At 72.2% G+C, this 25,279-nt stretch carries 20 protein-coding genes; 5 read left to right on the plus strand and 15 right to left on the minus strand.

Annotation, left to right across the window (positions count from 1 at the left end; genetic code table 11):
* Positions 1-27 precede the first annotated feature (27 nt).
* Positions 28-1,086 carry an alanine racemase gene (locus tag ACFFGY_RS20655; protein ID WP_377046424.1) on the plus strand — a complete coding sequence of 353 codons (1,059 nt, stop codon included), beginning with the start codon at positions 28-30 and terminating at the stop codon, positions 1,084-1,086.
* A 74-nt stretch (positions 1,087-1,160) separates the two neighbouring features.
* On the plus strand, positions 1,161-3,242 hold the full coding sequence (locus ACFFGY_RS20660) for a putative bifunctional diguanylate cyclase/phosphodiesterase (RefSeq protein ID WP_377046425.1): 2,082 nt from the start codon (positions 1,161-1,163) through the stop codon (positions 3,240-3,242).
* A gap of 218 nt (positions 3,243-3,460) precedes the next feature.
* Here ACFFGY_RS20660 and ACFFGY_RS20665 read toward each other — a convergent pair whose 3' ends face one another.
* The gene (locus ACFFGY_RS20665; RefSeq protein ID WP_377046426.1) at positions 3,461-4,483 is read right to left on the minus strand and encodes a zinc-dependent alcohol dehydrogenase family protein; all 1,023 of its coding nucleotides are present in this window, start codon (positions 4,481-4,483) and stop codon (positions 3,461-3,463) included.
* Between the two features lie 123 nt (positions 4,484-4,606).
* Here ACFFGY_RS20665 and ACFFGY_RS20670 point away from each other — a divergent pair, with 123 nt between their 5' ends.
* Positions 4,607-5,500 (plus strand): LysR family transcriptional regulator, encoded by an 894-nt coding sequence (locus ACFFGY_RS20670; RefSeq protein WP_377046427.1) that lies wholly within the window; start codon positions 4,607-4,609, stop codon positions 5,498-5,500.
* 388 nt (positions 5,501-5,888) lie between these two features.
* Here ACFFGY_RS20670 and ACFFGY_RS20675 read toward each other — a convergent pair whose 3' ends face one another.
* Together ACFFGY_RS20675 and ACFFGY_RS20680 are read right to left on the minus strand one after the other, a co-directional pair.
* Complete coding sequence (locus ACFFGY_RS20675; protein WP_377046428.1) at positions 5,889-7,664, minus strand: S9 family peptidase; 1,776 nt, start codon at positions 7,662-7,664, stop codon at positions 5,889-5,891.
* A 402-nt stretch (positions 7,665-8,066) separates the two neighbouring features.
* Positions 8,067-9,209, minus strand: coding sequence for a transglutaminase-like domain-containing protein (locus tag ACFFGY_RS20680; protein ID WP_377046429.1), 1,143 nt, complete (start codon positions 9,207-9,209; stop codon positions 8,067-8,069).
* A 234-nt stretch (positions 9,210-9,443) separates the two neighbouring features.
* Here ACFFGY_RS20680 and ACFFGY_RS20685 point away from each other — a divergent pair, with 234 nt between their 5' ends.
* Positions 9,444-11,375, plus strand: coding sequence for a PAS domain S-box protein (locus ACFFGY_RS20685; protein ID WP_377046430.1), 1,932 nt, complete (start codon positions 9,444-9,446; stop codon positions 11,373-11,375).
* A 13-nt stretch (positions 11,376-11,388) separates the two neighbouring features.
* Positions 11,389-11,769 (plus strand): response regulator, encoded by a 381-nt coding sequence (locus ACFFGY_RS20690; RefSeq protein WP_377046431.1) that lies wholly within the window; start codon positions 11,389-11,391, stop codon positions 11,767-11,769.
* A 213-nt stretch (positions 11,770-11,982) separates the two neighbouring features.
* Here the strand turns inward: ACFFGY_RS20690 and ACFFGY_RS20695 are convergent, their stop codons facing one another.
* From ACFFGY_RS20695 to ACFFGY_RS20750, 12 genes are read right to left on the minus strand one after another with little or no spacing between them, the layout of a single operon-like run.
* Complete coding sequence (locus tag ACFFGY_RS20695) at positions 11,983-12,441, minus strand: cytochrome C oxidase subunit IV family protein (protein WP_377046432.1); 459 nt, start codon at positions 12,439-12,441, stop codon at positions 11,983-11,985.
* Positions 12,438-13,118 (minus strand): cytochrome c oxidase subunit 3, encoded by a 681-nt coding sequence (locus ACFFGY_RS20700; RefSeq protein WP_377046433.1) that lies wholly within the window; start codon positions 13,116-13,118, stop codon positions 12,438-12,440. The genes ACFFGY_RS20695 and ACFFGY_RS20700 overlap by 4 nt, the downstream gene beginning before the upstream one ends.
* Positions 13,115-14,833, minus strand: coding sequence for a cytochrome c oxidase subunit I (locus ACFFGY_RS20705; RefSeq protein WP_377046434.1), 1,719 nt, complete (start codon positions 14,831-14,833; stop codon positions 13,115-13,117). The genes ACFFGY_RS20700 and ACFFGY_RS20705 overlap by 4 nt, the downstream gene beginning before the upstream one ends.
* The gene (gene coxB / locus ACFFGY_RS20710; RefSeq protein ID WP_377046435.1) at positions 14,830-15,771 is read right to left on the minus strand and encodes a cytochrome c oxidase subunit II; all 942 of its coding nucleotides are present in this window, start codon (positions 15,769-15,771) and stop codon (positions 14,830-14,832) included. Before coxB ends, ACFFGY_RS20705 begins: the two co-directional genes overlap by 4 nt.
* Complete coding sequence (locus ACFFGY_RS20715) at positions 15,768-16,595, minus strand: SCO family protein (protein ID WP_377046436.1); 828 nt, start codon at positions 16,593-16,595, stop codon at positions 15,768-15,770. Before ACFFGY_RS20715 ends, coxB begins: the two co-directional genes overlap by 4 nt.
* On the minus strand, positions 16,592-17,026 hold the full coding sequence (locus tag ACFFGY_RS20720; RefSeq protein WP_377046437.1) for a hypothetical protein: 435 nt from the start codon (positions 17,024-17,026) through the stop codon (positions 16,592-16,594). The genes ACFFGY_RS20715 and ACFFGY_RS20720 overlap by 4 nt, the downstream gene beginning before the upstream one ends.
* Positions 17,016-18,089, minus strand: coding sequence for a hypothetical protein (locus tag ACFFGY_RS20725; protein WP_377046438.1), 1,074 nt, complete (start codon positions 18,087-18,089; stop codon positions 17,016-17,018). The genes ACFFGY_RS20720 and ACFFGY_RS20725 overlap by 11 nt, the downstream gene beginning before the upstream one ends.
* Positions 18,086-18,958 (minus strand): c-type cytochrome, encoded by an 873-nt coding sequence (locus tag ACFFGY_RS20730; protein WP_377046439.1) that lies wholly within the window; start codon positions 18,956-18,958, stop codon positions 18,086-18,088. The genes ACFFGY_RS20725 and ACFFGY_RS20730 overlap by 4 nt, the downstream gene beginning before the upstream one ends.
* A complete protein-coding gene (locus ACFFGY_RS20735) occupies positions 18,955-19,611 on the minus strand; it encodes a DUF3341 domain-containing protein (protein ID WP_377046440.1) in 657 nt (218 codons plus the stop codon). The genes ACFFGY_RS20730 and ACFFGY_RS20735 overlap by 4 nt, the downstream gene beginning before the upstream one ends.
* Positions 19,608-20,957, minus strand: a complete 1,350-nt coding sequence (gene nrfD, locus ACFFGY_RS20740; protein ID WP_377046441.1) for an NrfD/PsrC family molybdoenzyme membrane anchor subunit — start codon at positions 20,955-20,957, stop codon at positions 19,608-19,610. Before nrfD ends, ACFFGY_RS20735 begins: the two co-directional genes overlap by 4 nt.
* Positions 20,954-24,184: a 4Fe-4S dicluster domain-containing protein gene (locus ACFFGY_RS20745; RefSeq protein ID WP_377046442.1), complete on the minus strand. Its 3,231-nt coding sequence runs from the start codon at positions 24,182-24,184 to the stop codon at positions 20,954-20,956. The genes nrfD and ACFFGY_RS20745 overlap by 4 nt, the downstream gene beginning before the upstream one ends.
* The gene (locus ACFFGY_RS20750) at positions 24,172-24,828 is read right to left on the minus strand and encodes a cytochrome c3 family protein (protein WP_377046443.1); all 657 of its coding nucleotides are present in this window, start codon (positions 24,826-24,828) and stop codon (positions 24,172-24,174) included. The genes ACFFGY_RS20745 and ACFFGY_RS20750 overlap by 13 nt, the downstream gene beginning before the upstream one ends.
* Positions 24,829-25,279 lie beyond the last annotated feature (451 nt).

The raw sequence follows: 25,279 nt of genomic DNA on the forward strand, positions 1-25,279 counted from the left end.
GCTGAGACACGGAAAGGGTTCGCGGCGATGCGCGTGGAGGATCTGGAAACCCCGGTGCCGGTGGTGGAGCTGCCGGTGATGGAGCGCAACCTGCAACGGATGCAGGACTACTGCGACCGGCACGGCATCAAGCTCCGCCCCCATATCAAGACGCACAAGATGCCGGAACTCGCCCGCCGGCAGGTGGAGCTCGGCGCGGTGGGCATCACCTGCCAGAAGCTGGGCGAGGCCGAGGTGATGGCCGATGCCGGGCTGGACGACATCTTCATCTCTTATCCGCTGATCGGCGCGGGCAAGGCGCCGCGGCTGGCGGCGCTGGCCAAGCGCGTGCGGATGCGCGTCGCGGTGGACAATGACCTGGCGCTCGACACCGTGGCGGAAGCCGCGCGCGAGGCCGGCACCCCGATCGGCGTGGTGGTGGAGTTCGACAGCGGCAACAAGCGCACCGGCGTCGAGACCGTGGAGGAGGCGCTGGCGCTGGCCAAGCGGATCGCGGCCACCGAGAACCTGCGCTTCGACGGGCTGATGACCTATCCGACCTCGGCGGAAACGGCGCGCTTCGTGGCCGAGGCGCGGCCGCGCTTCGCGGCGGAAGGGCTGGAGATCCCGATGGTGACCGGCGGCGGCTCGCCGGGCGCGATGCGGGTGCACGAGGTCGCGCCGATCGACGAGATGCGGGTGGGCACCTACATCTACAACGACCGCGCCATGCTGGGCGCGGGCGCGGCCAGGCTCGAGGACGTTGCCATGGTGGTGCATGCCACCGTGATCAGCCGCCCGGCCGAGGGCCGCGCGATCCTCGACTGCGGCTCCAAGACCTTGTCGAGCGACCTGGTGGCGCCCGAGGTCGGGCCCGGCTACGGGCTGCTGGTGGACTACCCGGACGCGGTGATCACCCGCGTCAACGAGGAGCACGGCACGGTGGATGTCAGCCGCTGCGCCGTGAAGCCCGCGATCGGCGAGCGCGTGCGCATCATCCCCAACCACACCTGCGTGGTCACCAACCTCCATGACCGCGTGGTCTTCGCGCGCGACGGCGAGGTGGTGGAGCAGCGGCCGGTGGCGGCGCGGGGGCGTACCACCTGAGGAACTGGCGGGTCCCCTTCCGGCGCCGGGCGCGCCGGAACGCCGCTGCCGTTCCGGCGGCGGCGCACCCGCCCTTGCCTGCGGGGGCGGCGGGCGATCCCACCGCCGCCGGGCGGGAGGCGCGCGCCGGCGCGGCGCTGCTGCGCACGGTGGAGGCCGATCTCGCGCGCGAAGGCTGGCGGCTGCACTTCGCGCCCGTCGTGGAGGCCCGCTACGAGAGCGATCACCGCGAGGAGCGCGTGGCGCAGCTGCGCCGGGCCGTGGTGGTCGGGATGCTGTGCTACGCGCTCTACGTGCTGGCCGACCTGCGGCTGATGCCCGACATGGCGGAGTTCGCGCTGGTGACCCACATCGCCGTGGCACCCGCGCTGTCGTGCGTGGCGCTGTGGCTGCTGGGCGTGCTGCGCGCGCGCTGGCGCGAAGCGCTGCTGTTTCTGTGCATGGTGCTGGTGGTGGCGGTGCCGGCCACCGAGTTCTGGCTGTCCGACAGCGGCCTGGCCGTTTTCTACCCCATTTCCTTCACGCTGCTGCTGATCTTCGGCGGCACCACGCTGAACCTGCGCTTCGGCTGGGCGGTGAGCTTCGTCGCCGCGGCCGTGGCGGGCCTCGCCGCGCTGATGCTGGCCAAAGGCACGATGCCGGCGGCGGTGGTGGCGGTGGACGTGCTGGTGCTGGTGCTGGTGTCGCTGTTCACGCTGCTGGGAAACTGGCGGGGGGAGCAGGCGCACCGGCGGGCCTACCTGCTGTCGCTGCTGGAACAGCTGCGCGCGCAGGCGTTGGCGGCCGAGAAGGTGGCGCTCACCTCGCTCAGCACCACCGACGCGCTGACCGGCGTCGCCAACCGGCGCCAGTTCGACGCGCAGTTCGCGGCGCTGCTGGCGGGGCGCGAAGCCTCGCGCGCGCCGCTGTCGGTGATCCTGCTCGACGTCGATCACTTCAAGCGCTTCAACGACCACTACGGCCACCTCGCGGGGGATGAGTGCCTGCGCGTGGTGGCGGGCGCGCTGCGCGACGAGATGGAGGCGGGCGACCTGCTGGCGCGCTACGGCGGCGAGGAGTTCGCGGCGGTGCTGCCGGGCCGCGGCGCGCGGCAGGGGCTGGCGATCGCGCAGCGGCTGCGCCGCGCGGTGGAGCGGCTGGCGATCCCCCATGCCGCGCGCGGCGACGCGTTGCCCGTGGTGACCGTCAGCCTGGGCGTGGCGTCGCAGCGCCGGGGCCTGCGCGGGCTGTCGCCGTCGCAGCTGCTGGGCCGGGCGGACCGCGCGCTCTACGTCGCCAAGGAGGGCGGGCGCAACCGGGTGGCCGATGGCAGCAACCTGTCGGGCGCCCGCGCGCAGGCCGACGAGGGCGCCATGGCCGCGCTGCGCGACGCGGTGGCGCTGACGGCGGCGCTGCGCCGCGCCCTGGCCGAGGATGCGCTGGAGCTGCGCTTCCAGCCCGTGCTGCCGGTCGGTGGCGGCCTGCCGGTCGGCTTCGAGGCGCTCGTGCGCTGGAACGACCCCGAGCGCGGTTCGGTGTCGCCCGCGGCGCTGGTGCGGGCGGCCGAGGAAGCGGGAATGATGGCCGAGCTCGGCCGCTGGGTGCTGCGGCGGGCCTGCCAGGAGGCGCGGCACTGGCCCGCGGCGGTGCGGCTCGGCGTCAACATCTCGCCACTGGAACTGATGGCGGATGGCTTCGGCGCCGCGGTGGCGGCGATCCTGCGCGACACCGGCTTGCCGCCGGAACGGCTGCTGCTGGAGATCACCGAGGGCATGCCGCTGCGCCTCGACGGGGCGGTGGCGGAGAACTGCCGGGCGCTGCAACAGCTGGGCGTCGGGCTGGTGCTCGACGATTTCGGCGCCGGCTACTGCGACCTGTCCTACCTGCGCGACCTGCCGCTGTATGCCATGAAGATCGACCGCCTGTGCCTCGACCTCGGCGAGGATGAGCGGGTGCTGAGCACCTTGCGCGCGCTGGTGGCGCTGGCGCACGGCTTCGGGCTGCGGGTGGTGCTGGAAGGGATCGAGACCGCGCACCACCTGGCGCTGGCGCGCGAGGCCGGGTGCGACCAGGTGCAGGGCTTCCACCTCGGCCGGCCGATGGTGGCCGCGGCGGTGCGGCGCCTGCTGGACGGGGAGGCCGCGACGGCGGACCGGGCGCCGTCCGGCGCGTCCTAGACGGTGTTGCGGAGCTTGCCGGCGGGCAGGGGGAGGAAGCGGTTCGGCCCGATCGTCGGCTTCCGGCCCATGGCGGGCGCCCCTGCTGGCGATCCGAACAACAGGACTTGGCCGATCGCTGCCCGCGTCCGCTTCCGGGCGAGGCATCCGGAATGCGGGCGCAGCCTCCGCCCGGGCGGTGGTTCCGTCGCCCGGCACCGCTCCCCGCCACCCCCGCATCACGCCATTTCAATGACGACCTTGCCGAAGGGACCGCGGTCAAGATGCTCGAAGGCGCAGAGTAGGCTGGCCAGCGGGTAACGCCTGTCGATGACAGGCTTCAGGCCCGTCCGGTCGACGGCACGCACAAGGTTCTCGAGGCCCTGATGACTGCCGGTGCCGATGCCATGAATGGTGACATCCTTCATCATCAGCGGCATGGCCGGCGCGGAAACGTCGAAGCCTTCCAGGGCGCCGATCTGGCAGATGTGGCCACCGACGGCAGCCAGCTGCACCGATTTGCCTAAGTGTGACCCTCCGATCACGTCCAGCACATGGTCGACACCGCGGTCGCCCGTCACCGCGTAGATGGCATCCAGCCAGTCCTCGCGATGACGATCGACATAGTGGTCGGCACCCAGGGCCAGGGCGCGGTGACGGTTGCCCGGATCGCCGGACACGATGACCTCGGCGCCATGCGCCCTGGCGATCAGCAGGCCGAACAGCGCGACCCCTCCCGTGCTCGGGATCAGCACGGTTTGTCCGGCCCGTATGCCCGCCCGCTCCACGAGGGCGAACCAGGCCGTCAGCCCCGCGCAAGGCAGGGTGCTCGCCTCCGCGTCCGACAAGGTGAGTGGCGCCCGGACGAACCAGTCTTCGGACAGGGCGACGTACTCGGCCAGGACACCGGGGTAGTATCCTCCCAGCGTCCGGTAAGCGGGCGTGCGGGCATTCCCGGGACGCAGGCCGTCGACCCAGTCCGGCGTGAAGGTCGAGATGACGCGGTCGCCGACAGCGAAGCGGGTCGCCCGCTCACCGAGCGCGACCACCGCACCAGCGAGGTCGGATCCGGGCGTGAAGGGAAAGGCGATCGGCAGGCCTCTCCCGGTTTCGGCGACCATCTTGTCACGGTGGTTCAGGGCGACTGCGGCCACCTTGACCAACACCTCGTGCGGACCCGGCGAGGGTATCGGGCGCTCCCGCAACGCGAGCCGCTCCCGACCGATCGCATCCATCTCCCACCGCCGCATCATCTCCGCCATTGGGTCGCCTCGTTCCGTTGCGCGATGGAAGAGCCATCGCTGCGTTGCGGCCGATGTCGCACCGTCGATTGCCGGCGATAATCCGCTACAATCCGCATGGGCTGTTGCACGGGGTGCATCAATATGCGCGGGGCAGAGTTCGCCGAGCTGATGGGCTTCATGGTTGTGGCCGAGGAGCGGAGCTTCCGGCGCGCCGCGCAGCGGCTGGCCATGTCCCCTTCCGCACTCAGCCACAGCATCGGATCGCTTGAGCGGCGGTTGGGCGCGCGGCTCCTGAACCGGACCACGCGCAGCGTCGCGCCGACCGAGGCCGGTCAGGCGCTGTTCGACCGGCTCCGTCCTGCCCTCGCCGAGCTGGATGGCGCCGTCCGCGACGTCGGCGCGTTCCAGGCGCAACCCAGCGGCACCGTGCGCCTGAACGCGCCACGGATCGCGGCGCACTTGGTGGTGATGCCGAGGTTGGTGGAATTCCGCGCCGCCTATCCCGGCGTTCGGCTTGATCTCGTTGTCGACGACAGCATGACCGACGTCATCGCCAGCGGCTTCGACGCGGGCATCCGCTCGGGCGCCCTCGTGCATCAGGACATGACCGCCGTCAGACTGACCCCGGATCTCCGCATGGCCGTGGTCGGGTCACCCCGATACTTCGCGGTTCGTCCTCCGCCGACGGTTCCTGGCGGTCTCCAGGATCATGTCTGCCTGACTTACTGCTGGCAGGACACCGGCGTCATGTACCGCTGGCGCTTCGATGGGCCCGACGGTGCGATCGATGTCGACGTCGAGAACGCCCTGACCGTGAACGATACGGACCTGCTTCTCGACGCAGCTTTGCGCGGCCTCGGCCTCGCGTTCCTGCCCGACAGCTTCGTCGAGGAGCACCTGGCGCGTGGTGAACTGGTGCGGGTCCTGGATGAGTGGTGCAGGCCCTTTTCCGGCTTTCACCTTTATTATCCCAGGCGGCCACACATGCCGGCAGCCCTGCGTGCCTTCATCGACGTCGTGAAGCTGTCACGCTAGCTCGCCGCCGGAAGCGGAGGGCCTTCCCTCGGTCGGGTCCCGTGGAACCGACAAGGACTGACTGGCCCGGTGGCTGCGCGCGAGCGATGCCGGCTTCGTGCGGCGCGTCCGTGATCGCATCGACGTTCCGGTCGCGGACACGCCCTTCCTGCTCAGCGCTCAGAGGCCTGCTTGCGAGAAACTGCTCTTGATCTGGGAGCGGCCGCCGAGGGCGCCAGACCGTCGCTGGTGATCGGCCCGGACCATGTCCGCAAACCATCCGGATCGGCCTTGCCCCTGTTCACGGGCAAAGCCGCCAGTCAGCTCCGCAACGCGATCCAAGCGCGGGCCGGGCGCCTGCGGCTCGCCGTGGATGGTCGCCCCTCCACGGTCCGGCCGGCGCGCGGCGTCAGAGATGCCGCTCGAGGAACTTCGCCACCGCGGCGTAGATGCGGCGCTTGTTGCGGCGCTTGAAGAAGCCGTGGCCCTCGTCGGGGAAGGTCAGGTACTCCACCGGGATGCCGCGCGCCCCGAGGGCCTCGGCGATCTGCTGGCTCTCATGCGGCGGCACGCGCGGGTCGGTCAGGCCCTGCGCCACCAGCATCGGGCAGCGGATGCGCTCGACGCGGTTGAGGGGCGAGAGGCGTTCCAGCAGCTCGGTGTCATGGACCGGGTCGCCGTATTCCGCCGCGCGGTGTTCGACGCGCCAGGGGCCGGTGCGCTCGAAGAAGGTCTTCCAGCGGGCGATGCCGTAGTAATCGATGCCGCAGGTCCAGAGCTCGGGGTATTCCGTCACCGCGGCCAGCGTCATCCAGCCGCCGTAGCTCTGCCCCATCACCGCGATGCGCGCGCCGTCGAGGCCAGGCTGCGTGCCGATCCAGCGATGCGCGTCGGCCAGGTCGCGCACGCTGTCGAGGCGGAGTTCCCGGTCGTCCAGCCCGGCGTAGTCACGGCCGTAGCCGGTGGAGCCGCGGACGTTGGGGATCAGCACGGCGATGCCGCGGGTCAGGATGGTCTGCAGGTCCGGCCGCCAGTTCGGCAGCGCCTGCATCGCGGGACCGCCATGGACCCAGACCAGCACGGGCCAGCCGGCTTCCGGCGCCTCGCCGGCCGGCAGGGCCAGGAAGGCAGGGAGGGTGCGCCCGTCGGTGGAGGGGAACTCCGTGAGCGTCCAGTCGCGGGTGTTCTCCGGCGCCTCGCTGGCGGCGAAGAGCAGCCGGGCCTCGGCCGCGCCACGCTCGGCCAGCCAGAGCGTCGAGGGGCGGGTGGGCTGGGCGAGGTCGAGCGCCACCGCCGCGCCGTCGGGGCGCCAGGAAAGCTTGGTGATCACGCCGGGCGGGTGGGCCGGGGTGTCGAGCGCCGCGCCGGTCTCGGCATCCAGCAGCTGCAGGCGGGAATAGCTCCGCTCGTTGACGACCACCGCCAGGGTGCGGCCGTCGGGCGAGACTTCCAGCTTCTCCACGTCGTGCTCGGGCGTGAAGAGCGGGCGCAGCGTGCCGGCTGGCGTGGCGAAGCTGACGCCCAGGAAGTCGCGGTCGCGGTCGGTCAGCAGCCAGTAGCCGGTCCCGTCGCGCCGCCAGCGCGGGTTCATGTGGCGCCAGTCGCCTTCGTGCGGCGTCAGGGGCGAGGGGTGGCCGTTGGCGGATACCAGCATCAGGTCGCCCTCGAAGGTGCGCGGCGCGGTGGCCAGCACCACGGAGCGGCCGTCGGGGTGCCAGCCCATCAGCTCGTGCGGGCCCTCGACCTCGCGCAGGCGGCGGGCCTCACCCGTCGAGAGCGTGATCACCACCGGGTCGGTATGGGCGGGGTGGCGGCTGTTGGCGGTGACCGCGACCTGCGTCCCGTCGGGCGAGAAGGCGCCCCAGCCGTGGATCGTCTTCGGGTCGGCGGTGAGCGCGGTGGCGCTGCCCTCGGCCGGCAGGCGGTAGAGCTGCACGCGCTCGTCGCCCGCCTGGTCGCGGCCGAACACGGCGGAACCGTCGACGGGGCTGCCGGCCACGAAGGCGACCGGGTCGGCATGGTCGCTGCGGGCGCGGGCGGGGGCGCCGTTGGCGGGGATCTCCCAGACCTGGGCGGAGCCGCCCGCATCGTTGAGGAAGTACAGGCGGCCATCGGCGGCGAAGGAGGGCGCGGTGGCGGCCGGGGCGGACAGCAGCCGGTCGATGGTGCCGAGGAGTTCGGTCATGCAGGAGCCTCGCGAGCGTCCGGCCATGAACAGGAGGCGGGCCGGGGTGGAAAGCCCATGCTGCGCCCGGCGCGCCGTGGTGGCGATGGCAGCGGCGCGGATTTTCGTGGCCCGGAATGGGGTGTGTCACGGAGCGGACCGACTGCCGTGCCCACGCGGCGGGCGGCCTGTTCCGTGCGGCCCGCAGGGCCGTGCTTGCGCCCCGGGGCGCGAGGCGGGTGAAGCCGGGCCTCCACCCGCGTGTCCGGGTCACATCCCAGGCGGGCGCCTCAGCGGCCGGCCAGCCCCTCGCGGGTGCTGCTTTCCCCTTCGGCGGTCCGTGGAGAGAGGACCCCCGCCGAAGTCGGCCGCCTCGAAAACCGGGCGGATCTCGATCTCAGGCGGAAGCGCTGCCCGCCGGTGTCAGGCCGCGATTTCGCGCGCCGTGATGGCGTACTGGAAATGCGCCGGGTCCAGGCAGTCGGGCTGCCCCGCCGCGGTAAAGGCGCAAGGATACATCAGGAAGGCGAAGTTCGGCCGCTGCCCCGCCAGCGATCCCGGCAGCTCGATGTCGGTGGCGCTGTTGTAGCCGACCCAGTTCATCTCCCAGTTGCCGAACAGCTGCTCGCGCAGGGCCGAGACCGGCTCGCTGTCCAGCGCCAGCTTGTGTTCCAGCACGACCTTGCGCACGTCGGCCGGGTCGATCGGGAACCAGCCGGTGTCTTCCAGGAAGACTTCCGAGCGGCAGTGCTGCGCCTTGGACACGTCGCCGCTGGCACCCAGCGTCCGGAATTGCCGCGAGGCCGCGACGCGGATGCCGTACACGTCGCGCGCGGGCAGGCCGGCCGCGCGCGCCAGCCCCGTCATCAGCCCGTTGATGTCGGCGCACTTGCCGCTGAGGTTGCCGCTCTCGAGCATGGCGCGCACGTCGCCCAACCCGCAGCCGGGCGTGTCGGGATTGCGCGAGGTGTTGTCCACCACCCAGTCGTAGATGGCGCGCAGCCGGTCGCGCGGCGCGGTGCGGCCGGCCACGATGCGCTCGGCCGTGTCGCGCACGATGCCGTCCACGGGCACGCTTTCCGTGGGCTGCAGCCAGAAGCGGCGCTCCGCCGCGGTGAGGGGAAGCGCCGCCTCGCCGCCGGTGCGGTCGCGGGTGGCCACGGTCTGCACCACCTCGGCGGTGCGGGGGGCGGGGGAGTCCGCCGCCCACTCCACCCGCAGGACCTCGGCGCCGTACTGGGCGTCGCGCACCACCGCCGCCTGGCCGCCGGCCTCGCAGCGCAGCGCCTGCCGCAGCTGGTAGCCGCCGGCGGTCTGCACCAGCGGCAGCCAGAGCTGCGCCGCGCCCCCGGTGTGGGTGCCCCCGGTGTTGGTGCCCCCGGTGTGGGTGCCCTCGGGGTCCGTGAGGGTGACGCGGGTCGTCACCTCGAAGCGGCGCCAGCCCGTGCCGTCCGCCTTGCCCGGTGCCGCGGCCTGCCCGTTCGGAGGCGGCGCGTCGGCGGCGCCTGCGCCGGTGGAAGCGAGGCCGAGCAGGGCAGGCGTCAGCAGGAGGGCACGACGGTCCATGGTGGTGTCCGATGTTGCGGAGCCTGCAAGTGGAACCGTGGGAATGCCGCGTCAACTCCGGTGCCCCCTACCGGTGCCCCCTTTGGCGCCCCGTCCGGTGTCCCGTCCGGTGTCCCCTTTGGCGCCTGTCCGGTGCTCCTCCGGTGTCTTGCCCGACACGTTGGAGGCAGCCGGAGCATGGCCGGGGCGTTCAAACGGCGGCGAGCCCGGCAACCCTGGCGGAGACGTCCCCCGATGCCTGACGTGGAGCAGATGATCCGGCGGCAGAAGGTGCTGGCCGATTTCGGCGAGTTCGCTTTGGGCTGCGACGACCTGGACCAGATCCTGCACGAGGCCTGCCGCCTCGTCGCCGCGACGCTCGGGACCGGCCGGGCCAAGGTCCTAGAGATCCAGGAGGGCGGGCGGGAGCTCTTCGTGAGGGCCGGCGTGGGCTGGGCCGAGGGCGTCGTCGGCCAGCTTCGCCTGCCCATGGAGGAGCACTCCTCCGAAACCTATTCCATCGGGAAGCGCGCGCCCGTGGTCACCCGGGACATCGGCAAGGAGGACCGGTTCCAGGTTCCCGACTTCATGAAGGAGGCCGGGGTGGTGGCGCTGGTGAACGCCCCGATCCTGCTGCCCGGCGGCAGGGCCTACGGACTGCTCCAGGTGGACGACACCGCGCCCCGCGAGTTCGGCGAGGAGGACACGGAGTTCCTGCGCACCTACACCATCATCCTCGGGCCGGTGCTCGACCGGCTGCTCACGGTGGGGCGGCTGCGCAGCAGCGAGGAACGCTTCCGCCTCATGATGGAGGAGGCGCAGGACTACGCCATCCTCATCACGGACCGGGAAGACCGGATCGTGGACTGGCTGCCCGGGGCCGCGGCGGTGTTCGGCTGGTCGGCGGCGGAGGTGCAGGGCAGGCCCGGCGCCATCCTGTTCACGCCGGAGGACCGGGAGGCCGGCGAGCCCGAAAAGGAGGTCGAGACGGCGCGGACCACGGGGGTGGCGCCGAACGTGCGCTGGCACCTTCGCAAGGATGGCGCGCGCGTGTTCATCGAAGGCTCCGTGCGCGCGCTGAAGGATGCCGAGGGCCGCCTTACCGGCTTCATCAAGATCGGCCAGGACGTGACGGAGCGCCGCGCCGCCGAGGACGCGCTGGCCGAGAGCGAGGGGCTGCTGCGGGCGCTGGTGGAGGGCGTGCCGCAGCTGGTCTGGCGCGCCAGGACCGACGGCGCCTGGACCTGGTCGAGCCCGCAATGGGCCGCCTATACCGGCCTTTCGGTTGAGGAGAGCCGGGGTTCCGGCTGGCTCCGGGCCGTGCATCCCGACGACCGGGAGGGCGCCCTGTTGGCCTGGGCCCAGGCTCATGCCCAGGCGCGGGCGGGGGCCGAAACCCTGGCCGGTGTGCCGCTCGAGATGGAAGGGCGGCTCTTTCACCGGGGGGAAGCGCGCTACCGCTGGTTCCGGACCCGCGCCACGCCGGTGCGGGGCGAGGGCGGGCAGGTCGTGGAATGGCTCGGCACCTCGACCGACGTGGACGACCTGCGCCGGCTGCAGGAGCAGCAGGAGGTGATGATCGCGGAGCTCCAGCACCGGACCCGCAACCTGATCGGCGTGGTGTGGTCCACCTTCAACAAGACGCTGCGGGGCAGCACCTCGCTGCAGGACCTCCGGACGCGCTTCAACGACCGGCTCGAAGCGCTGTCGCGGGTGCAGGGCCTGCTGTCGCGCCTGGCCGGGAGCGAGCGGGTCGAGTTCGGCGAGGTGATCCGGGCGGAGCTGGCCGTGCACGGCGCGCTGGAGGAGCCGGGCAAGGTAGTGCTGGAAGGGCCCCCCGGCGTTCGCCTGCGCTCCGGCGTGGTGCAGACCTTCGCGCTCGCCCTGCACGAGCTGGCCACCAACGCCGTGAAGTACGGCGCCCTGGGACAGCCCGCGGGGCGGCTGCGCGTGTCCTGGCGCCTGGTTCCCGCGACCGAGGACGGCGAGCCCTGGCTGCAGGTCGAGTGGCGGGAGAGCGGGGTGAAGATGCCCGAGGTTAGTGCGCCGCCGCCGGGAGGCGGCTACGGACGTGAGTTGATCGAGCGGGCGCTTCCCTACCAGCTCGGGGCGAAGACGACCTACGAGCTGGGGACCGACGGCGTGACCTGCACCATCACCGCCCCGGTGGTGAGCGGGGCCGTGTGAGGAGTGCTGGGCGATGCTCAAACCCGCGCTGACGGGCCGGCGCTTGCTCGTGGCCGAGGACGACTACCTGATCGCGGACGAGATGCGCGAGCTGCTCGAGGAGAGCGGTGCCGAGGTGGTCGGCCCAGCACCGACGGTCCGCGACGCCATGGAGCTGCTCGCCGGCGCGGGGGCGATCGACGGCGCCGTGCTGGACGTCAACCTGCGCGGCGAGATGTCCTACGGCGTGGCCGACGCGCTGCTGGCGCGCGGCGTGCCGTTCGTGTTCGTCACCGGCTACGACAGCGGGGTGATCCCGCAGCGCTACGCGGCCGTCGGGCGTTGCGAGAAGCCCGTCAGGATCGACGCCGTCCTGCGGGCGCTGGGCTTCGGCGGCGCGCGCCCGAAGCCGTAGCCGCGGCCTCGTGTGGCGCCGGCCAGAGCGATGCCAAACGGGGCAGCGCCGGCCGGAGTGACGCCAGCCGGAGTGACGCCGGCCGGGGCAGCAGCAGCGAGAACGGCCGCGCGGTCGTGCGAGGCCCTGGAGCAGATTCCGATCGGGTGAAGACGCTCGGGGAAGACAACGGTGCGGAGCGGTTTCCGTGCGCCGAGGCGGATGGAAGCCGCCCTAGAACAGCCGCGTCCCGGCTTCGTGGTCGGTCTGCATCGTGGCGGGCGTGACGGTGCCGGGCTGGGTCAGCGACGGGCGGGTCAGCACGTCGGCGAAGGTCAGCGCGAACATGAGCGCGATCCAGAGCACCGAGGCGCCGCCGGCCACGCGCAGCAGCGGGTCCGGCCGGCGCAGGTTCATGAAGAACAGCCCGATCAGGATGGCCTTGGCCGCGCCGATCGCGAAGGCCGCCACGGTGGTCCAGTGGCCCATCGGCACGTAGGCCAGCACCAGGGTCAGCGCCAGCAGCACCATCAGCGCCGCCCAGAGCGGCACGGCGCGCCGCAGGATGGCGCGCGTGGTCTGCGGGACGTCCTCGCCCAGTCCTTTATGGGGGCCCCTGTGGAGGCCCTTGTGAGGGGCCTCGTGGGACGGGTCCTGTTCCGCGGGGCGGGCCTGTCCGGCGGCGGCGCTCACGTCCGGCCACCCAGGTAGAAGAGCGGGTACAGGAACACCCAGACGATATCCACGAGGTGCCAGTACAGCGCCGCCGCCTCAAAGGCCGGGGAGCGCAGCGGGCGCCGGTGCGTCCAGCCCTGCCAGGTGAGCCAGCCCACCACCCCGAGGCCCACCGTCATGTGGACGGCGTGCAGCGCGGTCATGATCCAGTACAGCGCGAAGAAGATCTGCGCCTGGGGCTCGGCCAGCGGGAAGTTGGGGCCGGGGACGAGGTGCTCGTGGATGTCCTCGCGGTACTCGAAGGCCTTCACCACGAGGAAGCTCAGCCCCAGCAGCCAGGTGACGGCGAGGCCGCGCAGCGTGGCGGTGCGCAGCTCCGCGCGCGAGGCCTCGGCCGCGATCGCCATGGACAGGCTGCTGGTCAGCAGGATCGCGGTGTTGACGGTGCCGAACACCACGTTGGTCTCGTGCCCCGCCACCGCGAAGGCCTGGGGGTTGAGGGCGCGCATCACCGCCACGGTCATGATCAGCCCGCCGAACAGCAGCGCCTCGCTGCCCAGGAAGACCCAGGTGCCGAAGGCCACGCCCTGGCGCTGCCGCTGCAGGCTGCCCCAGGGCTCCAGCAGCGGCGAGGGTTCCGTCGTGGCGGCGTGCTGCGACGGGGTCTGGGGCTGGGGCGCGGCGGCGGCGCTCACGTCTCGTGGCCCTGCGGGTTCTCGGTTTCCGCCGTCCGCGGGCCGGGGCCGCGCCCGTGCGGGTGGTAGTAGTAGGGGCCGGTTTCCACCACCGGCGGCGTGTGGAAGTTCTCGCGCGGCGGCGGCGACGTGGTCTGCCATTCCAGCCCCGTGGCGTCCCAGGGGTTGTTGCCGGCGCGCTTGCCCCAGATCAGCGACCAGGCGAGGTAGCCCATCGGCAGCAGGTAGGCGACCGCCAGCAGCACGGCGCCGCAGCTCGCCATCACGTGGTAGACCTGGAACTCCGGCGGGTAGGCGCCGTAGCGGCGCGGCATGCCGAGGAAGCCCATGATGAACATGGGAAAGAAGGTGAAGCTGAAGCCGAAGAACATCAGGATCGCGGCGAAGCGCGCCCAGCGGTCGGGCGCCATGCGGCCGGTGAGCTTGGGCCACCAGAAATGCAGGCCGCCGTAGAAGGCCGACACCGCGCCGCCCACCATGATGAAGTGGAAATGCGCCACGACGTAGTAGGTGTCGCTCACGTGCACGTCGATGGGGATGGAGGCCAGGAACAGCCCCGTCAGCCCGCCGATGGTGAACAGGCCGATGAAGCCGATGGCGTAGAGCATCGGCGCGTCGAAGCGGATGTCGCCGCGGTACAGCGTGAAGGTCCAGTTGAAGACCTTGATGGCGGACGGCACCGCGATCACGAAGCTCAGGAACGAGAAGACCAGCGAGGCGTAGAGCGACTGGCCCGACACGAACATGTGGTGGCCCCAGACCGTGAAGCCGATCACCGCGATCCACAGGATGGCGTAGACCATGAAGCGGTAGCCGAAGACCTGCCGCCGGGCGAAGCAGGTCACGAGCTCGCTGATCACGCCGAAGGAGGGCAGGATCATGATGTACACGGCCGGGTGCGAGTAGAACCAGAACAGGTGCTGGAACAGCAGCGGGTCGCCGCCGCGCGCCGCGTCGAAGACCGGCAGGTCGAAAGCGCGCTCGGCAAAGATCAGCAGCAGCACCGCAGTCAGCACCGGGGTGGCCAGCACGATCACCAGCGAGGTGCCGTAGATCGCCCAGACCAGCAGCGGCAGCCGGAACCAGTGCAGCCCCGGCGCGCGCAGCATGTGCACGGTGGCGATGAAGTTCACCCCCGTGGCGATCGAGGAAAAGCCCACCGCGATCACCGCCAGCACGGCCGCCACCACGTAGGAGTTGGAGAAGGTGGTGGAATAGGGCGCGTAGAAGGTCCAGCCCGTGTCCACGCCGCCAGCCACCAGCGCGTAAACCAGGCAGGCGCCGGCGGTGATGAAGACGTACCAGGAAAGGAGGTTCAGCCGCGGGAAGGCGAGGTCCTTGGCGCCGATCATCAGCGGCAGGAGGAAGTTGCCCAGCGTGTTGGGAATCGAGGGCACCAGGAAGAACCACACCATCACCACGCCGTGCAGCGTGAACATGCGGTTGTAGGCGTCCGCCGACATCAGGTCCTGCGCCGGGGTGAAGAGTTCCAGCCGGATCGCCACCGCGCCGGCGCCGCCGATGAAAAAGAAGACCGTCAGCGCCAGGGCGTAGAGCAGGGCGATGCGCTTGTGGTCGGTGGTCAGCAGCCAGGAGGCGATGCCCTGTTCTGCCGTGAGGTAGCTGGCGGGGCGCGCGGGCGGGGAAAAGGCGGCGGGCGTGCCGGCCTGGTCGCCCGCCCGGTCGCCCGCTCGGTCGGCGGTGATGTCGCTCACGGCTGGTCCCCTTCATGGAGCGAGCGGATATAGGCCACGAGGCGCTGGAGGTCGTCCTCGCCCACGATGCCGGCGAAGGAGGGCATCTGCGGGCCGAAGCCCGCCACCACGTCGCGCGTGGGCTGCAGGATGGAATCGCGCAGGTAGGCCTCGTCGGCCGTGACGGTGCGGCCGCCGGCGAGCTGCACCTGCGTGCCGTAGATGCCGTTGAGCCGCGGCGCGCGCACGGTGGAGGAGCCGACGTGGCAGCCGGCGCAGCCCAGCGAGGTGAACAGCGCCGCGCCCTCCTTCGCCATGTCGTCGCCCTGCGGCTGCGCGGTCAGCCAGCGGGCATAGTCGTCGGGCTCCATCACCGTGACGGTGCCGCCCATCTTGGCATGCAGCGTGCCGCAGTATTCCGCGCAGAACAGGTTGTAGGTGCCGGCGCGGGTGGGGGTGAAGCGCAGCTCCGTCAGCCGTCCGGGCAGCACGTCCTGCTTCACGCGGAACTGCGGCACGAAGAAGGAATGGATCACGTCCTGCGAGGTCATGATCAGCCGCACCTGCTCGCCGCGCGGCACGTGCAGCGCGTCGATCTCGCCCGCGCCGTTGGCGTGGCGCACCTTCCACATCCACTGCTTGGCGACGACGTGGATCTCGATGGCGTTGGGCTCGGGCTTGTCGGCCGAGAGCTGCGTGGAGGAGCCCCAGGCGAAGATGAACAGCGCCAGCAGCAGCGTGGCGAAGGTCCAGCCGATCTCGACTTCCTTTTTCAGCAGCTCCGGCAGCTCGCCCCGCTTGGCGGAGGAGCCGCGGCGGTAGCGGATCGCGAAGCCTAGCAGCAGGAAGGCTACCAGCGCCATGATGGCGCCGGTGATCACCAGGAGAATCAGCACCAGGAAGTCGGTGCGCCCGGCGATGTCGGAGGCCTGGTCGGGCCAGAAGCGGAGCTCGCTCATGCCGCGCGCCGCCGGCGGTTCTGGCGCACCAGCCACAGCACGAAGAGCGCCAGCGCCGCGATGGTCACGCCGCTGCCGATCGAGAGCATCCGCGCCACCGTGCCGTTGTAAAGCCCGTGCGCCGGGCCCAGGCCGTAGCAGAGCAGCCGCACGCGGTCGCCCAGCGTGCCGAGCTGTCCTTGCGAGGCATCCACCAGCGCCAGGCGCAGCGTGTCGGGGTCGAGCGAGAAGTTGTCCAGCACCCGCGACACGCGCCCGTCGGCGGTGAGCACGATGGCGCCGGTGGGATGGGCGTAGCGGTCGTCATCCGGGTCGAACACGGCGCGGTAATGGAGCGCGCGCGCCACCGCGCCCAGCGCTTCCGCCGGGCCGCCGAGGAAATGCGTGGCGGCCAGCAGGGCGGGCGAGTCGCCGCCGAGAAAGTTGTGCTTCATGGCGGCGGCGTCGGCCGGGCCGTCGCGCGGGTCGAGGCCGATCGCGAGGTAGCGGAACCCCTCGCCCGGGGTGAGGCCGGTGTGGGCCAGCGCCTCGGCCGCCACGCCCAACGCCGTGCCGCACAGCGTCGTGCAGGTGTAGTCCGCCATCACCAGCAACGCCGGGTGGCCGTCCAGCGCCGCGGCGATGGTGGTGGGGCGGCCGGCCTCATCCACCAGCGCGAGGTCGGTGGGCAGCTGGGCACCCTGGGGCGGCGCGAGCTCGACCTGATCGAGCTGCGCCTGCGTCAGCGCGGCGCGGGCGGCGGGCGAGGCGAGGAGAAGGCCGGCCAGCAGGAGCGCGAACGGCAGGAGCCGCGGCGCGCGGGGGGCGGGGCGCCGTGTGGTCATGGCCGCGCGGCCTCCGGCCTGACGGGAAGGGGGATGGCGGGGTCGGGGGCTTCCAGCGGGTCGTAGCCGCGGGCGCCGCGCGTGCCCAGGATCTCCATGGCGCGGTCGACGGGAATGCGCAGGAAGCCGCCCTCGCCGTTGATCCAGGCATAGCCTTCGCGCCCGCGCTGCTGCTCCTGGCGGAAGATCACGAGGTCGCCGGCCGGGTCGCTCTGCAGGCGCGGGGCCGGGAAGCGGGCGGGGGGCGGCGGGTCGTTGATCGGCGTGGCGGCCCAGCGGTAGTAGAACAGCAGCCCCGCCATCGAGACGAGCAGGAAGACCAGCGTCCCCAGCCCCACCCAGAGGATGGGCTTCGGGCTGAGGTCGATGCCCTCGCGGCGTTCCGCCAGCTCGGCCTCGGCCTGCTGGCTCAGCTGGATCTCAGACGGCATGGTGCAGCCCTTCCGTCGGATCGCCCACGAGGCGGCGGCCGATCAGCGCCTGCATCAGTCCGAGCCAGAGCCCGCCCACCGCCACCGTGCCCAGCGCGGCGGCGAGGATCGAGGTGGCGCCGAAGGGCGGCAGGATGATCCAGCACCAGTGCAGCAGCAGCCCCAGGAGCGCCGCCAGGCCCACCCGCGCCAGCCACCGGGGCGAGCGGCGGACGGTGCGCAGCGTGCCGGCCGCGACGGGCAGGACCGAGGCAAGGAGCGTGGCCAGCCCCAGCAGGCCACCCCATCCCCAGCCCTGGCGGGCGAGGAACCAGCGCGCCTTGTCGGGCACGTCGCCGTACCAGGCGGTGAGGTACTGCTCGAAGCTCAGGTAGAGCACGCCCAGCGCCGCCGCGATCATGAGGCCCGCGAGGTCCCCGGCGCGTCCCGGCGCCTCGCCCGCCGGCGTTGGCCGCAGCGCCGCGGCCCAGCTGAGGGCGGCCAGGATCTGCATCACCAGCACCTCCATCGGGAAGGCGGTGGAATGGAAGCGCGGATCGGCCGACAGCACCCAGTCCGTCGCCACCACCGTCAGCGCCACGAAGTGCAGCGGCAGGGCCAGCGCCGCCACCAGCGTCCGGGCGGCGCCGCGCAGCAGGAGGATCAGCGGCCCGAGCACCGCCCAGAGCGCCAGCGCCACGAAGCCCCGCAAACCGAAGCCGAAGCCGTTGAGCCAGCCGGCCGCCACGTCGGGATGCATCGCGAGTTCCGGCCGCGCCGCCCAGGGATACAGGCCCGCCGGCACCAGGAACAGCAGCGGGGCGGCGAGTGGCAGGAACAGCACCAGCCCCGCCGTTGCCGGGCCGAGGGCCGGCCAGAGCGCGGCCTCCCAGCGGCCGCCGGTCAGCGCCGCGGTGGCGCTGAGCACCAGGGCGCCGAGCGCGATGCCGAGCGTGAAGACCAGCCCGACCAGCCAGCCGGCGGCGGCGGTGCCGTCGGGCAGGAACACCGCCCAGCACAGCAGGATCGCCGCGGCGAGGAGGCCGGCCGGCAGGGTGAGGCGGGGGCGGAACAGCGGCCTCATGGCGCGGCGCCCGGAGTCTGAGCCGGCGTCTGAGCCGGTGTCTGGGCCGGCGGCGGTCCGGCCGGCGCCTCGCCGGATGGCATCCGGTCGGGCTGAGGCTGGTCCGATGCGCGCTGCCCCGCCGGGGTCTGCTCTGCCGGCACCTGGCCCGGCGCGGCCGGGCTCGCGGAGCCGCCGTCGGCCGTGGGCGGTGGGTCCGCCGGCCTGGCGCCGGTGGAGCGGCTGGCGGTGCCCTGGCCGTCGGCGGCGCGGTCCGGGGACGGCGGGTCCTGCGGCAGGCGGTGCTCCGCCGCTTCCGTCGCGATCCGTGCCGGCGCCTCGGGCGCTTCCGCCACGGTGGCGTGGCGCGACAGCTGCAGGGCGCGCAGGTAGGCCACCACCGCCCAGCGGTCGGCGGGCTCGATGCGCGAGGCGTAGGAATACATCACGCCGTAGCCGTCGGTGATGACGTCGTAGAGGTACTGCGCCGGCACCGCCCGCAGCCGCTGCGTGTGGTAGGAGGGCGGGCGCGGGAAGCCGCGCTGCACGATCATGCCGTCACCGTCGCCGGACAAGCCGTGGCAGGGCGTGCAGAAGGTGCCGTAGACCTGCGCGCCGTGCTGCAGCAGCGCCGGCGTGACCGGCGGCGGCGTGGTGGCCGCAGCCTCGCGCGCGATCGCGGTGCGCGACACGGTGCCTGCGGGGATCGGACGGGCGGTGGTGCCGTCGTGCCAGACGCCGTTGGCCTCGTAGGTGTCCATGCGGCGCTGTTGCACCATCTCCTGCTTGCAGGCGGCGAGCGCCAGCATGGCCAGCAGCAGCGCCGCGACGGGGCGGGCGCGTCGCGCCACGGCGGCCGGGCGGGTGGCCGGGGAGGCGGCGATGCTCACGGCTCCACCCGCCGGATCGAGAGCGGCGCCAGACCGTCGAGCAGCGCGGCCAGGCGCTCCGGCTCGGCAGCGGGGTCGGCCACCGACAGGAAGAAGCGGTCCTGCGAGGCCAGGCGGAAGTCGCGGCCGTCGAAGACCGGGTGATGCAGGCGCGGCAGCCGGGCCTGGAAAAAGAAGCCCGCGACGCCCGCCACGCAGGCGGCCAGGATGCCGGCCTCGAAGCACAGCACCGCGAAGCTCTGCCAGGCGTTGCGCGGGCGGCCGCCGACGATCAGCGGGTAATCGAACACCGCGCTGTACCAGCACAGGAGGTACACGAACGCCGCGGCGCCGAGCCCGGCCAGCAGCATCACGAGGCGCAGCTTCGGCTGCGGCAGGGCCAGCGCCTCGGCCAAGCCTTCCACCGCGAAGGGCGTGTGGGCGTCGAGGGCGGTGAAGCCCGCTTCGCGCACCCGGCGCGCGGCGGCGCACAGCGTATCCGGGTCGCGGAACTCCACCAGGATCAGCGGCGGTGCGGCGTCGTGCGCCTCGGCCCGCTCTCGCGTTTCGCCGTGGGTGTCCGGGCGTTCGGTGGGGCTCGCCTCCGCCCGGTGCCGCTGCGCCTGCAGGTCGCGGGGGTTCACGGCGGGGCCGGGCTGCGCGGCGGCGCTCATTCGCCGCTCCGCCGCTGATGCAGCAGCTTGCCCACGTCGTGCATCGCCACCACCGGGATCAGGCGCGAGATGCACAGCAGCAGCAGCGCGAAGAAGCCCAGCGTGCCGGCCAGCAGCATCCAGTCGAAGACCGTGGGGTAGAAGACGCTCTCGGTGGTGGGAAGGTGGGTGTGCGACAGGGTGTTCCAGATGATCAGGATGCGTTCGAGCCACATGCCGATGTTGAGCACGACCGCCACCGCCACGACGCACAGGATCCGCCGGCGCAGCGCGGGGATCCAGAGGATCTGCGGTGCCGCGATGTTGCAGAACAGCATCGCGAGGTAGAGCGGCGCGTAGGTGCCGGTGAACAGGAAGTGCAGGTGGGCGCGCTCGGCGGTGTCGCCGGCGTACCAGTCGTTGAACCATTCCGTGGCGTAGCTGAGGCCCATGGCGATCGAGCCCGCCAGCACGACCTTGGCCATCACCTCGAAGTGGCGCGTGGTGATGACGTCCTGCAGGTGCAGGCTCCAGCGCATGGTGGCGGCGAGCACGATCACGATGCCGAAGCCCGAGAACAGCGCGCCCACCACGAAGTAGGGCGGGAAGATGGTTTCCTGCCAGCCGGGCATCAGGCTGGCGGCGAAGTCCAGCGCGGCGACGCTGTGCACCGAGATCACCAGCGGCAGCGCCATCATCGCCATGGCGCGGTACACCGCGTCGTGCAGCTGCCAGTGCCGGGCCGAGCCGCGCCAGCCCAGCGCCAGCGCGCCGTAGATCAGCTGCCAGCCCCGCGTCCGCGCGCGGTCGCGCAGGGTCGCGAGGTCCGGGATCAGGCCCAGGAACCAGAACAGTGCCGAGAAGGTGAGGTAGGTGACGATCGAGGCCGCGTCCCAGATCAGCGCGCTGCTCCACTGCGGCCAAAGATCCATGCTGTTCGGATAGGGGAACACCCAGCCCGCGTGGTAGGGGCGCCCGAGGTGCAGGATCGGGAAGAGGCCCGCGATGCTGACCGCGAACAGCGTCATCACCTCGGCGAAGCGATTGATCGCGGCGCGCCAGGGCTGGCGCGTCAGCAGCAGCGCCGCGGAGATGAAGGTGCCCGCATTGCCGATGCCTATCCACCACACGTAGTTGGCGATCGGGAAGCCCCAGACCACCGAGGTGTTGTTGCCGAAGATGCCGATGCCCTCGAAGAAGAGCCAGCCGATCACGCCCAGCATCATCAGCGTGACGGCGAGTGCTGCGAGAAAGGCGATGCGGTAGCGCCCGCCGGCCTTTTCGCGCAGCAGCGGGTCGGCCACCGTGCCCACCAGCGTGCCGTAGGTGGCGTCCTCGGGCAGCAGCCCGTCGGTGGCGGCACTCATGCCGGGCCTTCCTGGGCAGGGCCTTCCAGCGCCGGGTTCGCGTTGCGCACGGCGCCGAGATAGGTGGTGCGCGGCCGCGTGCCGAGCTCGCCCAGCAGGGCGTAGTGCTGCGGCTCCTGGCGCAGCGGTGCCACGGGGGAGTTCGCCGCCTTGAGGTTGCCGAAGATGATCGCGCTGGTGGGGCAGGCGCTCTGGCAGGCGGTGCGCACCTCGTCGGCCGCCTCGGGGCGATGCTCGCGCTCGGCGGTGCGGCGGGCCGAGGAGATGCGCTGGGTGCAGTAGGTGCACTTCTCCATCACGCCGCGGGCGCGCACCGTGACTTCGGGGTTGTGCGCCGCGGCCACCACCGGGTCGCCGAGGTTGCGGAATTCCTGCCCGTCATTGTAGCCGAAGAAGTTGAAGTGCCGGACCTTCCAGGGGCAGTTGGCCTGGCAGAAGCGGGTGCCGACGCAGCGGTTGTAGACCTGCACGTTCAGGCCTTCGGAGTCGTGTACCGAGGCGGCGACGGGGCAGACCGGCTCGCAGGGCGCCTGTTCGCAGTGCATGCAGGGCACGGGCTGGAAGCCGGGCTGCGGCGCCGCCTCGGTGCCGAGGTCGTAGGTGTCGATGCGCAGCCATTCCATGGAACGGTTGCGCGCCACTTCCTCCGGCCCCACCACGGGCACGTTGTTCTCGCTCTGACAGGCGACGACGCAGGCGTTGCAGCCGATGCACAGCGCGGTGTCGATCACCATGGCCCAGGCGGGGGTTTCAGGGCGCTGGGTTTCGGCGCCCGGGCGGTCGGCGCCTTGCGGCATCAGGCTGGGCGGGCGCTCCTCCTCGGGTGTTTCGGCCTCGGCCAGGGCGGCGAGGTCGAAGCGGCGGAACAGCGTGCGGTCCTCGCCCTCCAGCCGGTGCGCGGCGTGCGGGCGCAGCACCGGCTCCTGCCGGTCGGTCTTTTCCAGGGTGAGGCCGGGGACGATGGAGGCGCCGTCGGCGGGACGCAGCGCGTAGGCGCTGACCCCCAGCCCGTCCCCCATGGCGCCGGCACCGGTGCGGCCGTAGCCCAGGTGCAGCAGCAGCACGCCTGGGGCGAGGCCGGGCAGCACCATCGCCGCCGCCTCGATGCTGCGGCCCGCCACCGTCAGCCGCGCCACGTCGCCGTCGCGCAACCCCTGGCGCTCCGCCTCGGCGGGTGAAAGGACCACGCCGTTGCCCCAGACGTGGCGCGTCAGCGGGCGCGGCAGTTCCTGCAGCCAGGCATTGTTGCTGAAGCGCCCGTCCCAGGCCGAGGCGTCGGGGCGCAGCAGCAGCACCAGGCCCGGCGGGGGCGGTTCGGCGGGCGGCAGCGCCGGCAGCGTGGCGGCGGGGGATGCCACGGGCGTTGCGGCGGTGCCGGGCAGCACGCCATCGTGCAGCGCCTGACGCCACCAGGTCTCGAAATCGGCGGGCTGCGCGGCGGCCCAGGTGGCGCGCACCGCGGCGTAGCCGTTGCCATCGAAGCGGCCCTGCAGCGCGCCCAGCAGCCAGGCGGCGCCGACGGTGCGGTAAAGCGGCTCGATCAGCGGCTGCATGATCGATACCGTGCCGTCGGTGGCGCGCGCGTCGCCCCAGTCTTCCAGCGGGTGGGTTTCCGGCAGGTGCCAGCGGCAGCGCCGCGCCGTTTCGTCGTTGGTGGTGCCGAGATGCACCGTGAAGACCCGGTCGGTCAGCAGGTCGGCGAAGCCCAGCGCGCCGGGGGCGTCGTAGGCGGGGTTGGCGCCCAGGATCAGCAGCGTGTCCACCGTGCCGGCGCGCAGCGCCGCGGCCAGGGCGGGGAGATCCTCAGGGATTTCCGCGGCGTGCTCGGGTGGGCTGAGATAGTCCACCGGCGCGTCGAGCTGGCGGTTGATCCAGTGCGCCAGCGCGTGCAGCTCCGGCGGCTGCCAGGGTCCCACCAGCACCACCGCCTCGCCGCGATGAGCGAGGAGGTCGGCGGACACCGCGTCGAGGAAGCGCTGCGCCTCGGGCGCGAGGGCCGGGGGTTCGGGGATGGGGGCGGAGGCCGGCGCCGCGGTGCCGATGCGCGCGGCGAGCGCGAGGAGCAGGTCCCGCAGCCCGGCGGGCGGCAGGGCGAGGCGGTGGTCGGCCTTGGCGCCGGTGGCGCTCATCACCGCTTCCGCCGCGTACAGGCGGTTGAAGCGCGGGGAGGCTGCGTCCGGGTTCGCGCCGGCCGCGGGGCCGCCGCTGCGCCGCGCCCGCCGCCCTTCGGCGAAGCCGCGCCCGAGGCGGATCTGGTCCGGCCCCGGGCCCAGCGGATCGGCGTCGAGACACAGGATCACCGCGGCGCGTTCCAGCCGCGGCACGGCGCGCAGGGGTTGCCCGAAGGTCAGCTGCGCGCCCCGCAGGGCGTTGTCTTCGCCCGCCGGCTCGTGCGCGTGCCAGTGCATCGCCGGGAAGCGCGCCCGGACTTCGCGCAGCAGGCGCAGCGTGGTGGGTGAGGTGAGGTGGCCGGAAAGGATATGAAGGCCCTCGCCGCCGCGCTCCGCCAGGGCACGGCTGCGCGGGGTGAGCTCCGCCTCGAAGATCTCGCGCGCGCCGATGCGGTTGTTCTTGCGGAACACGCGCGAGCGGTCGGGATCGTAGAGCGACAGGATCGCGGCCTCGTTGAAGGCATCCGTCGCGCCCAGGCTCGCCGGGTGCGCGGCATTGCCTTCGAGCTTCACCGGGCGCCCCTCGAAGCTGGTGGCGACCACGCCGCGCGCGAAGCCCCCCAGCGTCAGCGCCGTGGCGTAGTGCTGCGGGACGCCGGGCAGCACGGTTTCGGGCTGCTGCACGTAGGGCACGATCTGCTCGGCGGGCTTGCAGGCGGAAAGACCAAAGCCCGCGGCCAGCAGCGCCAGCCCGGCCTGGCGACGGCTCAGCGCCGGGGCCTCGGCGGCGTTGGCCGGTGTTCCGGCCGGGGCGCCCGGCGCGGCGGCGGCGTGCGGGTGGCCGTGGTCGTGAGGATGGGGGTGATCGTGGCCGCCGTGATCGTGGGGGGGCTGATCGTGAGAGCCCTGATCCTGTGGGCCCTGTCCGTGCTGCGCGGGTGCATGCCGGGCCGCGCCGTGGTCGTGCGGATGGTGCGCGGCCTGTCCGTGCGGATGACGCTCGCCCCGGGAAATCTCGCCGACGCGCGGCGCCGTGCCCGCCTCATCGGCGGAACGCGCCGCCGGGGCGGCGTGGCGGATTTCGGTGCGGCGGGGCGGGGGTGTTAGCGATGACAACGCGAACACTCCGTCAGCCCTTCGGTGTGGATCATGTAGTGCTGGATCAGCTGCTCGCCGCGCTGGCGCTGATCGGCGGCGGGCTGCCAGTCCATGTTGAAGATCTCGCTCTGGGGCCGCAGGTTCGGCGCCGGGTCGCGGTGGCAGCTGAGGCACCACTCCATGGTGAGGGGTGCGACCTGACGGATCTGCTGCATTCGCGTGACGTCGCCGTGACAGGACGAGCAGCCGACGCCGTTGTTGACGTGCACGCTGTGGTCAAAGAAGACGTAGTCCGGCAGCACGTGCACGCGCTCCCACCGCAGCGGCTGCCCCTTCGCCAGGCTTTCGCGCACCGGCGCCAGGATCGCGGCGTTGGTCCAGATCTGCGAATGGCAGGTCATGCAGGTCTCGGTCGGCGGCACGCCGGCGAAGCGCGATTTCTGTACCGAGGTGTGGCAGTAGCCGCATTGTATGCCGAGCTCGCCGGCATGGTGCGCGTGGCTGAACTGCACCGGCTGTTCCACGGTGATGTCCTGATGCGTCACGTGCGAGGTGAAGGGCAGCCAGAAACCCAGCGCCAGCAGCGACAGCACCAGCAGCGCCGTCGCTGCCAGCGCCGCCCGCGACAGGGTATTGGCATAGGGCGGGAAGATCTGTGCCACGGACGCGCTTCTAGGCCGCCGAGGCCGCGTCGCGATGCGCGGCCGCTCTCATGCAACACCAGGAGTGCGCCACGGCGCGCGTCGCGACGCGGCGAAACCTCGGGCGTAAGGGCATGCAACAACGGGCCGGGCCCTCAATGGGACCCGGCGCGGGATGCGCCGCGTTGTTGCGAATGAGGCGCATCGCAGACCTGATCACCAAAGCAAGGGAGCCATCTGCCGCCAAGCTGCGAGAAACCGCCGGTGCTGGGAATAACCGCGCCCGGCACCACCGTTCAACACAACGAGATAACGTGTGGCCGAACGGGCCTTCTCGCGCGGAGTTCAGGGGCGTGAACGGCGCGACATGTCGGCGGTGGAACCATCCCGGCAGCAAGTAGCGCGGGCAGGCGCGCCGATGGAACCATCCGGCGCGTCGCCATCGCGGGAAACCACGCCCGCAACGGCAGGC

It is taken from the genome of Roseomonas elaeocarpi, from assembly GCF_042433915.1.
In the GTDB taxonomy this organism is placed as follows: domain Bacteria; phylum Pseudomonadota; class Alphaproteobacteria; order Acetobacterales; family Acetobacteraceae; genus Roseomonas; species Roseomonas elaeocarpi.